The organism is Falsiroseomonas sp. E2-1-a4, assembly GCF_051433165.1.
GTDB lineage: Bacteria > Pseudomonadota > Alphaproteobacteria > Acetobacterales > Acetobacteraceae > Falsiroseomonas.
In genome coordinates, this window is record NZ_JBHMFS010000001.1 from 417,843 (window position 1) to 428,307 (window position 10,465).

Here is a 10,465-nt window from a genome sequence, read left to right on the forward strand (position 1 = left end):
CGGCGGAGGCGACTGGTGGCCTGGTGGCCCCCGCGGTCTTCAAAACCGTCGGTCCGCTAAAACCGGATGGTGGGTTCGATTCCCATCCGCCTCCGCCATCAGGCCGTGTCTTCCTGCGGCCGCAGATAGGCGAACCAATAGGCAAGGCCCACACTGGCGCCGCCGATGATATTGCCGAGGGTGACCGGCACGAGGTTGCCCAAGAAGCTGCCCAGATCGATCGGCCCCACCGCCCCCTGAACCATCCACCCGAAGGGGATCAGCGACATGTTGGCGATCGAGTGTTCGAAGCCCATGGCGACGAAGGCGGCGATGGGTGGGATGATGACCAGCACCTTGTCCGCCGCACTGCGCGCCCCGAAGGCAAGCCAGACGGCCAGGCAGACCAGCATGTTCGCCAGGATGCCACTCGCCATCGCTGGCCAGAATTCCAGGCTCACCTTGCTCGTCGCCGTCGCCAAAGCGGCCGCGCCGACACCACCATTGCCCGCTTCGTGCAGCCCAGCTTGATACGCCAGCCAGGCGATGCCGACAGATCCTACGAAGTTCGCGACATAGGCCAGCAGCAACGCCCACAGGATGGGCGCGAAATTCGCGCGGCCCTCCGCCCAGGCCACCACCAGAAGCGTGTTGCCGGTGAACAGCTCCGCCCCGCCCAGCAGCACCAGGATGAGGCCGAGCGAGAACACCACGCCGGCCAGCACCTGCGCCGGGCCGTGCGGCATCATGTCGCTGGTGCCGGCCAGCGCCGTCATGGCGAAGAGCCCACCGAAGGCGACATAGGCGCCGGCCAGCATAGCCAGCATCAGCAGCACGGGCGCATCCAGCGCAGCCTTGGTCTTGCCTTTCTGGCGCGTCGCGATGGCGATCTTTTTCGGCGGACGGATATCGCCCGGTTGTGCGTCGCTCATGCCATCGCCTCACTGCCTTGGAGTGCCGCGCGCGCCTGCTCGAGCCTTTCGCGCCGGAAACCGGAAACCGGCACGGCGCCTGACCAGGTCAGGCTGAGCACCGCATTGATGCAGGCCAGCCGCGCATCAACCGCCGCGCTCGCGCCCTTCGCACGCCGTTCCGCCACCAGCAGGTCGCGCAGCGCGACCACACAGCGCAGCGCCTGCATCGCTTCCTCCACGGTGGCCGGGGGCATGACGGCAATCAGCCGGTCGAGCGAGGCGAGTGCCGCGCTGCGGGCTTCGGATTCGGCGCTCATCGCTGCGTCGTCCGGAACACGTCCTGCGGCCGCTTGGCGCTTTCATTGCCGGCCAGCAGCACGCCCTGGCGCATGGTGGCACTGCCGAGCAGCATGGCGATGGAGGCAACCTCCGGCATCAGCGTCGCCGCGCGGCCACCGATTGCGCGGCCGAGCGCCTGCGCGGCGAAGGGCAGCAGGAAGCCGGCGATGGTGCCGCCGCCCTCGATCATCGCCGCCGGCTTCTTCGCCGGCTCGATCCCGGCCAGCTTCCACTGTGCCTTGGCAGCCCGGGAGGCGACCGCCTCCACCCCGCCCGCCAGCAGCGCCAGGCGTTCGAGGCGGTGTGCCACATCATCCTCCCCGTCCCGCCGTTGCAGCAGCGCGAGGACGGAGGCCGCACCGGCCATCGCTGCGCTGCCGAATTGTGCGGCGAGCGGTGCCGGTGCCGCGGCCCAGAGCGGTGTGCTGGTGGAGGAGAGCAGGGACGCGGTGTAGACGCTCATCCCCGCACCCGCCATCGAGGCCGGCCCCTGCGCGACCTCAGACACGCGGCGCGCGAAGGGCCAACGGCGGCCGAACAGATCGCCTAATACGCTGAGCGCACTCAGCCCGCCGAAAGCGGCCAGCAGCCAGGACCCCATCGACATCGGCGAGGTCGGCCGCACGATCCGCATCATGTTGTACCAGCGCGACGGCGTCTTCAGGTGGCGGATCAGGATCAGCGGCCCAAGGATCGACCCGCCGAGCGCCAGCCACCGCGCCTGCCGCGCCACGCCGCTATCCTGCCGCGCCACGCCCGCGATGATCTGCGAGGACCCGGCAATGCCGAGAATGAAGATATAGGCAGAGACCTTCCAATCGAAGCTGCTGGGTTTGGTGACCGGACGGCCGTGATAGGTCTCGCCGTTCCATTCTTTCATCGCCGTCCCACTCCGATCATCACCGCGGCCACCGCCAGCCCCGCCATGGTGGCGAGGCCTGTCAGGAACGATGGCGCCGCATTGCGGCCCGGGCGCTTCGGGCGGGGCGGCAAATTGTAGGTCTCCGGCTGTTCCGTCAGCAGGAAGAAGGCGTTGAGGCGATCGAGCCCCGGCCCGGTGCCGGGCGCATCCGGCGTGCCGTAGAGATAGGCCTTTGGCTGCCCCTGTTCGTGCAGCTGCTCAACCCGCATCTCGGCGCGTGCGACCAGGTCGCCGATCTCACCGAACTGGATGCTGTCGGTGGGGCAGGATTTGGCGCAGGCCGGCTCCAGCCCGCCCTTCAGTCGGTCGTAGCACAGCGTGCATTTGTGGGCCTTGCCGTCTTCCTTCGCCAATTCCACCACGCCGAAGGGGCAGGCCGGTACGCAATAGCCGCAGCCATTGCAGATATCCTGCTGCACCACGACGGTGTCGAATTCCGTGCGGAACAGCGCGCCGGTGGGGCAGGCCTCCAGGCACGGCGCTGGGCTGCAATGCTTGCAGACATCCGACATCATCAGCCAGTTGGACTGGTAGGGCGGCATGGCGGTCGCGTCCGCGATCTTCTCCTTGAAGGTCACGTGCCGCCAGGTGCTGGCATTCAGCTCCCCGGTATTGTCGTAGCTTTGCCCGGTCATCGGCCCGATCTCGGAGGGCAGGCCGTTCCATTCCTTGCAGGCTACCTCGCAGGCCTTGCAGCCTATGCATAGTGTGGTGTCGGTGAAGAAGCCGTAGCTGCGGCCCGGCTCGATGATGCAGCCAGCGGTGAGTTCCGCCTCCTGGCGCTGGCTCATGCCGGGACTCCTTTGCCGCGCCGCAGCTTGCCGGGCCGCAGGGCGCAGGTCAGCGCCTTGTTCTCATGCATCGCGGTGTTGGCGTCACCGACGACGGCCGTCAGCACATTGGCGATGTCACCGGTCGCAAAACCTTCCCAGCCGAAATGCCAGGGCATGCCAAGCTGCCAGACCAGGCGGTTGCCGAGGCGGAATGGCCGCAACCGGTCCGTCACCAGCGCCCGCGTCTGCACCTCGCCCCGCGCCGTGGACAGTACCACCCATTCGGTGTTGCGGATGCCGAGTGCGAGGGCGAGTTCCGTTGGAATCTCGCAGAACCCCTCCGGCATCAGCTCCGCCGTGGTGGCCACACTGCGGGTTGGCGTACCGCCGGCATGGTGTTCGGTCAGGCGGTAGGTGGTCAGCACATGCGGGTAGCGCGGGTCGTCCGTCTCGTGCAGCGGGTTGTCGCCATGTTCCCAGCGCTTGGCCGCGGGGCTCGCATCCTGCGCATACAGCGCATTGTGCACCGGGCTTTCGATCGGCTCGTAATGCACCGGCAGCGGGCCATCCTTCAGGCCGCTCGGCACGAACAGGCCGATGACGCCATCCGGCAGCATGATGAAGGGCTGGTCGCCGCGATGCGCCTTGATGCCGGCGGGCTTGCTGTCCCAGTCCGGCTCGAAATCCGGGCGCTTATCGGGCGGGAAATCCACCTTGTCGGGGCTGTCCCATTTCTCCGCCGCCGCATCCCACCAGACCAGCTTCTTTCGCGCCGACCAGGGCTGCCCGGCGGGGTCGGCGGAGGCGCGATTGTTCAGCGTGCGGCGATTATCCGGCCAGGCGAAGCCCCAACCCAGATGCGTGCCCGGGCCATCCGGCGCATCCGGCTCCCGCGCGCGCGACAGGTTCTTGCCGGCCTCCGGGAAGACGCCGGAATAGATCCAGCAGCCGCAGGCGGTGGAGCCATCATCCTTCAGCTCGGAGAAGCCGCTGAGCTGCGTCTTTTCCGGCCAAGTATAGCCGTTGATTTCGCGCAGCACGGCTTCCGCATCCGGCTCGCCCTCGCCATCCACCGGATAGTCCCAGGTCAGCGCCTGGATCGGCCGATCCTCGTCACGGGTGCTGGTGGCATAGGCGTCCTTCAGCAGCCGGCCGAGATGGTAGGTGAACCACAATTCGGAGCGGCTCTCGCCCGGCGCATCCACCACCTTGTCGTGCCACTGGATCAGCCGGTGCGTATTCGTGAAGCTGCCGGCCTTCTCGCCCGCCAGGGAGGCTGGCATCAGGAAGACTTCGGTGCCGATATCCTCGGGCTTCATTTCGCCATCGCGGATGATGTGGCCGTCGCGCCAGAAATTCGCGGTCTCGGTCTCGGCGAAGTCGCGCACCACCATCCAGTCCAGCTTCGCCAGGCCGCGCTGCACCAGGCGGCTGTTGCTGCCGCCGACGACCGGGTTCTGGCCCATGACGAACAGCCCCTTCAGGATGCCGTCGCGCATCGCCACCGTCATCGGCAACTGCGAATGGTCGCCGGTCATGCGTTGCAGGTAGTCGAAGCCGAATCCGTTCTCCTTCGTCCCCGCATCGCCATACCAGGCGCGCATCAGGCTGGTGGCGTATTTGGGAAAGTTGTTCCACCAGCCGGTCGGGCTGGTCTCGGATTCGAGATACTCCCCCAGATTGCCGTGCGGCTTCATCGCATGCGGCTGCGGCATGTAGCCCGGCAGCATGTCGTACAGTGTCGGGATATCCGTGCTGCCCTGGATGCTGGTATGGCCGCGCAGCGCCAGGATGCCGCCGCCCGGGCGGCCGACATTGCCGAGCAGCCCTTGCAGGATGGCGGAGGCGCGGATGATCTGCACGCCGGTGCTGTGATGCGTCCAGCCCACGGCGTAGCAGATGGTGCCGGTGCGCTCGCGCCCGCTGTTGCGCGCCATGGCATCGGCGACCTGCAGGAAGGTGGCGCGCGGGCAGCCCGTGACCTGCTCCACCATCTCCGGCGTGTAGCGGGCGAAGTGCCGCTTCAGGATCTGGTAGACGCAGCGCGGGTGCTGCAATGTCGGGTCCTTCGGCGTCGGACCGTCATGCAGCCGCTTCGTCGCCTCCGCGAAACCCTCCGCCTCGAGGAAGCTGGCGGCGAGGGCGGAGGGCACCATCAGCCCCTCATACTGCCAACTCGTCGGGCTGTAGCTTTTCGTCTCCTCCGACCAGCCGGAGAATAGGCCGGCCAGCTCCTCCGGCCCCTCATAATTCTCGTCGATGATGGTGGACAGGTTTGTGTAGGGCAGCGCGAAGTCGCGGAACCACAGGTCGTTCTCCAGCACATGCCGGATGATGCCGCCGAGGAAGGCGATGTCGCTGCCCGCGCGCAGCGGCGCGTAGATATCCGCCATCGCGCTGGTCCGCGTGAAGCGCGGATCGGCATGGATGATGGTGGCGCCCTTCTGCTTTGCCTGCATGGCGAAGCGGAAGGCGATGGGGTGGTTCTCAGCCATGTTGGAACCCATGATCAGCACGCAATCCGCGTGCGCGAGGTCCCATTGGGGCAGCGTCGCCGCGCCCCGGCCGAAGGTGGCGCCCAGACTGGGCACCGATGAGGAGTGTCAGACCCTCGCCTGGTTTTCGATGAAGGCCATGCCGAGGCCCCCCGAGAACAACTTCTTGATCAGGTAGTTTTCCTCATTGTCCAGCGTGGCACCGCCAAGCGAGCCGACACTCAACGTCTGGTTCAGCCGCGTGCCATCCGGCAGGTGGCTGACAAAGCCCTCATCCCGTGTCTGCCTCGTCAGCTCCGCGATGCGCTGCATCGCCCAGTCGAGCTTCACGCGCTTCCATGCGGTGCCGCCGGGCTCGCGATGCAGGCAATGGTCCAGCCGCGCCGGGCTGGTCAGCAACGACATGGTCGCGGCCCCCTTGGGGCAGAGCGTGCCCTGGTTGATCGGGCTGCGCGGATCACCCTCGATGTGGATCGGGCGGTTGTCCTTGGCATAAACGAGCTGCGCGCAGCCGACAGCGCAATAGGGGCAGATCGAGGTGCCGACCTTGTCCGCCTGTTCCAGCCGCGGCCGCAGGGTGCGGGAGGCTTCGCTCTCCGCCGCCTTGCCGCGATGCGGCGCACCGGCGATCTGCCGCGGAACGGACCAGTCCCTGGCGATGCGCGCGATGCGACGGGCGGGGGGCTTCGTCATCGCGCGGTCTCCTGCATGGAATGGGCGATCTGCGCGCGCAGACCCGGCGCGGCGCTGTGGGTGACGCGCACCTGGCGATTCACGAAACCGGGCAAATCTTGCGACTGCACGGCGGAATCATGCGCCAGGATGAACAGGATCCCGCGCCCGTCCGGCGTCAGCAGGCGGAAGCGGCCCTCCTGCGCGTACAGCACGGTCCCGGTTGCGGAATGCCTCATGCGGGTGAAACTCCGTTCATGCAGCCGGGTTCCAGGGCAATCTGCGGGGTGCCGTCTTCAACCAGGCCGATGGCCGCCGCGGTGCAGCCGACCGCCCGCAGCGCGGCCAGGCAGGCGCCGGCCCGGGCCGCGGGCACACCCGCCAGCAGCCCGCCCGCCGTCTGCGGGTCCAGCAGCAGCGCCAGCCGTGGCGTGATGCCCACAAGATGGGGCAGCGCGGCGGCGCGGTTGCCAGGGTCGAGCGTGCTGAGATGGCCGGCGGCCAGCATCGCCTCCGCCCCCTCCAGCGCCGGCACCGCATCAGGGTCCAGCCGGGCTGCGACGCCGGAGGCACGCAGCATCTCCAGCAGATGGCCGAGCAGCCCGAAACCGGTGACATCGGCGCAGGCCGTCGCGCCATGGGCCGTCAGCAGGCGCGCCGCGGGGAAGGGGCTCACCTGCATCTGCCGCAGCGCCGCCTCCACCCAATCCGCCCGCGCCGCGCCGGCCATGGCAGCGGCGAGCAGTGTGCCGGTGCCGAGCGGCTTGGTCAGCAAAAGCACATCGCCCGCGCGTAACCCGCCGCGACGCAGCGGGGCTTCCGCCGCCACCTCCCCGGTGATGGCGAAGCCGAGCATCGCCTCCGCCGCCTCCGCCGTATGGCCGCCGACCAGGCGCGCGCCTTCTGCCTCCAGCACCATCTGCCCGCCGCGCAGCATGGCCAGAAGATCGGCTTCCTGCACCGCCTCGGCGGCGGGCGGCAGGGCGGCGATGGCCAGCGCGGCGCGGGGCTCGGCGCCCATGGCCGCGATGTCGCCCAGCGCATGGGTGGCGGCGATGCGGCCGAACAGGAAAGGGTCCGCATCGGGCGCGCGGAACATGTCCACCGTCTGCACGAGCAGCCGGTTTGGTGTGCTCGGTAGGCGTAGCAGCGCGGCATCATCCGGCGCCTCCAGCCCCGCCACGATATCGGGCGAGGCCTCCGCCTGCGGCAGCGCCGCCAGCACCCGCGCCAGCACCGGGGCCGCCAGCTTGGCACCGCAGCCGCCGCAGCGCATCGTTTCCGGCGCGGGTCGCCCCGGCTTTGGCATGGCCGGCATCCGGTCCTGCATGCCGATCCAGCGGCGGTCGATCGCATCCTTCAGCCGCAGCACCCAGCGCCCGGCGGCGGCCTGGCCGCCCCAGCTCGCGATCGCCGCATCGCCGGTGGAGACCAGCGCCAGGTAGCGCCGCTGCGGCCGGAAGGGGCGGGGGGCACGCCCGGCCAGCACGCGGTGCAGATTGGCCGCCAGCGGCGCGCCCTGCCGCACGGCAAAGACGCCGGCGCGCGGGCGCGGATGCGGCAGCACGCTGGCGATGTCGCCCGCGGCGAAGACCCTGGGATGCGACAGGCTGCGCAGCGCCGCATCCACCGCGATGAAGCCCCGTGGGCAGCGCGCCAGCCCGCTGCCGTCCAGCCAGGCGGGTGCCGCCGCGCCGGCGGCCCAGATCGCTGCCTCGCAGGGCAGGGCGCGGCCATCGGCCAGCCACAGCGCATCCGGCGCGACCCGCACCACATCCGCATGCCCATGCCAGGCCACTTGCCCCGCGGCGAGCGCGGCCGTGGCGGCGCGGCCTGCCGCCGGCGCCATGCCGGGCAGTGGCGCCGTGCCACGCCCGACCAGGCCGATATGCGCGGCCGCACCAAGCCGATGGCGCAGCGCCAGCGCCACCTCCAGCCCCGCGGCGCCGGCGCCCACCACCAGCAGCCGCAGCGGTCGCCGCGCCGCGCGGGCCAGGAGGCGGTCCCAGCCGGCCAGGAAACTGTCGAAGGGGCGCAACAGCAGTGCGTGCTCGGCCGCCCCGGGCGCCAGCGCCGGGGCCGCGCCGCTGTTCAGCGACAGCAGGTCGAAGCGCAGCGGCGGCCTATCCCCGGCAACCATGATCCGCCCGACGGCGAGGTCGAGCCCCGTCGCCTCCGCCCGCAGGAAGCGCGCCCCGGCCGCGCGCGCCAGCCGGGGCAGGTCCAGGATGCAGTCGCGCGGGTGGAAGCGGCCGGCGATCAGGCCGGGGAGCATGCCGGAGTAGAGTGCCTCCGCCTCCCGCGCCACCAGCGTCACGCGGGTGCCGGCGGGTGGCGGGTGGCCGGCCAGGTGGCGCAGGACGCCGAGATGCGCGTGGCCGGCGCCGAGCAACACCAATTCCCGATCCACCGGCCCGTCGTTCCGCATGACATCCCCTGCTGCACCCGGCATCGTTGCAGGGGTGTCGAGCCAACGCGGGGGTGGAGCCTGCGTTCATTTCACGATGCGGCACCGCGCGCTCAGTCGGGGCGAAACAAACGGAAACCGAATCACGAGTTTGCCACTTCGCAATCACATTCCAGTCGCCTAGCTATAACCTTTACTGCGCCAGAAACGGCATGAGGCGGGGCGGCATGACCGGTACAGAACGACGCGCCCGCATCTTCGCCCAGGCCGGTTGGGCCACCCTGATCGGGCTTTGCCTGAGCGGTGCCGCTGTGGCGCAGGCGCCCGTTCCGCCGCCACAGGGTTCCCCCATCCCCCGCCTGGCACCGCCTGTCGCGCCGCCTGTCGGACCCGGCCTCGGCACGGACCCGGCCGCCCCGGCCGCGGCGCCCGCCGGGACGCTCACGATCAACACCGTCGCCATCCAGGGCGCCACCGTGCTGCCGGCGGCGCGGCTGGCGCCGCTGACCGAGGGCCTGACGGGCCCCGCCGTGCCGCTGGCCGCGGTGGAGGCGGCGCGGGCGGCCCTCGTCTCCCTGTACCGGGAGGAAGGCTACGTCTTCACCGCGGTCGATGCGGTGCTGGACCGCCAGGGCAATCTCCGCCTGGTGGTGGCGGAAGGCCATGTGACGGAGGTGCTGCTGGAGGGCGATATCGGCCCCGCCGGCACCCAGGTGCTACGTTTCCTGAACCGGCTGATCCTCCGCCCGGCGCTGGACGTCGCCAGCCTGGAACGCGCGCTGCTGCTGGCGCAGGACATCCCCGGCGTCAGCGTCCGCAGCGTGCTGCGCCCGGCCGGCACCGCGCCCGGCGCTTTGACCCTGGTGGCGCAGGTCAGCCGCCGGCCCGTGACCGGCTATGTCACCGCCGACAATCGCGCCTATCGGCTGACCGGCCCGGAACAGGGGCTGGCTTCGGTGCAGTTCAACAGCTTCACCGAATTCGGCGAGCGGACGGAGCTGATCCTGTTCGGCGCGGCTGGCGGCACGCAGATTTTCGGCCAGGCGGCCACAGAATTCTTCCTTGGCGGCTCCGGCCTGCGGGCGCGGGTGCAGGCCGGGCAGGGCCGTGCCACACCCTCCGGCGCGCTGCGCGGCATCGGCTACGAGGGGGAGACGACGACGGCGGGGCTCGCGCTGTCCTACCCGCTGATCCGCCGCCGGTCCGAATCCCTGCTGCTGACCGGCCAGTTCGACCTGATCGAGAGCGAGATCGAGATCGACGGCGCCAATGGCCGCGCCACGCGGCTCAGCCGGGATTCGCTGCGGGTGCTGCGGATCGGCGCCGAATGGGCGCGGTTCGACCTGCTGCTGGGCGAGACCTTCCCCGCCGCCAACAGCGCCGCCCTGCGGCTGTCACGCGGGCTGGAGGTGCTGGGCGCGGAACGCACCGGCAATGTGGATGCGGCGCGGCTGGGCGCGCAGGTGGATTTCACCAAGCTGGCCTTCGAGGTCAGCCGCCGCCAGGCGCTGTTCCAGCCTTGGGCTGGCGCCGATGTGGCGCTGGTCGGCACGCTGGCCGGGCAATGGTCGGACGACATCCTGCCGCTGTCGGAGAAGTTCTATGTCGGCGGCGCCCGGCTCGGGCGCGGCTTCTACGCAGGCGAAGTGACGGGCGACCGCGCGCTGGCCGCCTCGGTCGAATTGCAGCTCACGACCAGTGTCGAGACGGAGGCCTGGGGCACGCCGCTGCGGCTGCTGCCTACCGTCTATGCCTTCTACGACCAGGGACGGACCTGGGAGAACCAGGATCAGGACCCGGACCGTCGGCTGCGCTCCACCGGCCTGGGCGTGCGGATGCCGGTGAATGAGGTGGTGGAGCTGCAGTTGGAGGGGGTGCGCCGGCTGACCCGCCGGCCCAACCCGGGTGCCGCCGAGGTCAAGGCGGATGCGCTGTTCTGGCGCGTCCTGGCCCGTTTTTGAAGG

Annotated in this window: 8 protein-coding genes and 1 tRNA gene; 2 read left to right on the top strand and 7 right to left on the bottom strand. The window is 70.0% G+C overall.

Annotation, left to right across the window (positions count from 1 at the left end; genetic code table 11):
* The first annotated feature begins 4 nt into the window (after window positions 1-4).
* Window positions 5-98: transfer RNA gene (locus ACFHNC_RS02005), tRNA-Sec, on the top strand.
* On the opposite strand, the gene ACFHNC_RS02010 is transcribed toward ACFHNC_RS02005, so the two are convergent.
* From ACFHNC_RS02010 to selD, 7 genes are read right to left on the bottom strand one after another with little or no spacing between them, the layout of a single operon-like run.
* Entirely contained in the window at window positions 99-911 is an 813-nt protein-coding gene (locus ACFHNC_RS02010) for a formate/nitrite transporter family protein (protein ID WP_437167527.1), read from the bottom strand.
* Window positions 908-1,210: a hypothetical protein gene (locus tag ACFHNC_RS02015; protein WP_437167528.1), complete on the bottom strand. Its 303-nt coding sequence runs from the start codon at window positions 1,208-1,210 to the stop codon at window positions 908-910. Before ACFHNC_RS02015 ends, ACFHNC_RS02010 begins: the two co-directional genes overlap by 4 nt.
* On the bottom strand, window positions 1,207-2,112 hold the full coding sequence (gene nrfD / locus ACFHNC_RS02020) for an NrfD/PsrC family molybdoenzyme membrane anchor subunit (protein ID WP_437167529.1): 906 nt from the start codon (window positions 2,110-2,112) through the stop codon (window positions 1,207-1,209). The genes ACFHNC_RS02015 and nrfD overlap by 4 nt, the downstream gene beginning before the upstream one ends.
* Window positions 2,109-2,945: a 4Fe-4S dicluster domain-containing protein gene (locus ACFHNC_RS02025; RefSeq protein ID WP_437167530.1), complete on the bottom strand. Its 837-nt coding sequence runs from the start codon at window positions 2,943-2,945 to the stop codon at window positions 2,109-2,111. The genes nrfD and ACFHNC_RS02025 overlap by 4 nt, the downstream gene beginning before the upstream one ends.
* Entirely contained in the window at window positions 2,942-6,115 is a 3,174-nt protein-coding gene (gene fdh / locus ACFHNC_RS02030) for a formate dehydrogenase (RefSeq protein ID WP_437167531.1), read from the bottom strand. Before fdh ends, ACFHNC_RS02025 begins: the two co-directional genes overlap by 4 nt.
* Window positions 6,112-6,333 carry a hypothetical protein gene (locus tag ACFHNC_RS02035; RefSeq protein ID WP_437167532.1) on the bottom strand — a complete coding sequence of 74 codons (222 nt, stop codon included), beginning with the start codon at window positions 6,331-6,333 and terminating at the stop codon, window positions 6,112-6,114. Before ACFHNC_RS02035 ends, fdh begins: the two co-directional genes overlap by 4 nt.
* Entirely contained in the window at window positions 6,330-8,522 is a 2,193-nt protein-coding gene (gene selD, locus ACFHNC_RS02040; RefSeq protein WP_437167533.1) for a selenide, water dikinase SelD, read from the bottom strand. The genes ACFHNC_RS02035 and selD overlap by 4 nt, the downstream gene beginning before the upstream one ends.
* A 206-nt stretch (window positions 8,523-8,728) precedes the next feature.
* Between selD and ACFHNC_RS02045 the strand changes: the two genes are divergently transcribed.
* Window positions 8,729-10,462 (top strand): ShlB/FhaC/HecB family hemolysin secretion/activation protein, encoded by a 1,734-nt coding sequence (locus tag ACFHNC_RS02045; protein WP_437167534.1) that lies wholly within the window; start codon window positions 8,729-8,731, stop codon window positions 10,460-10,462.
* Window positions 10,463-10,465 lie beyond the last annotated feature (3 nt).

Coding starts and splice junctions, on each gene's coding strand:
- ACFHNC_RS02010 (WP_437167527.1), bottom strand. CDS start 911: ATGAGCGACGCACAACCGGGCGATATCCGTCCGCCGAAAAAGATCGCC.
- ACFHNC_RS02015 (WP_437167528.1), bottom strand. CDS start 1,210: ATGAGCGCCGAATCCGAAGCCCGCAGCGCGGCACTCGCCTCGCTCGAC.
- nrfD (WP_437167529.1), bottom strand. CDS start 2,112: ATGAAAGAATGGAACGGCGAGACCTATCACGGCCGTCCGGTCACCAAA.
- ACFHNC_RS02025 (WP_437167530.1), bottom strand. CDS start 2,945: ATGAGCCAGCGCCAGGAGGCGGAACTCACCGCTGGCTGCATCATCGAG.
- ACFHNC_RS02035 (WP_437167532.1), bottom strand. CDS start 6,333: ATGAGGCATTCCGCAACCGGGACCGTGCTGTACGCGCAGGAGGGCCGC.
- selD (WP_437167533.1), bottom strand. CDS start 8,522: ATGCGGAACGACGGGCCGGTGGATCGGGAATTGGTGTTGCTCGGCGCC.
- ACFHNC_RS02045 (WP_437167534.1), top strand. CDS start 8,729: ATGACCGGTACAGAACGACGCGCCCGCATCTTCGCCCAGGCCGGTTGG.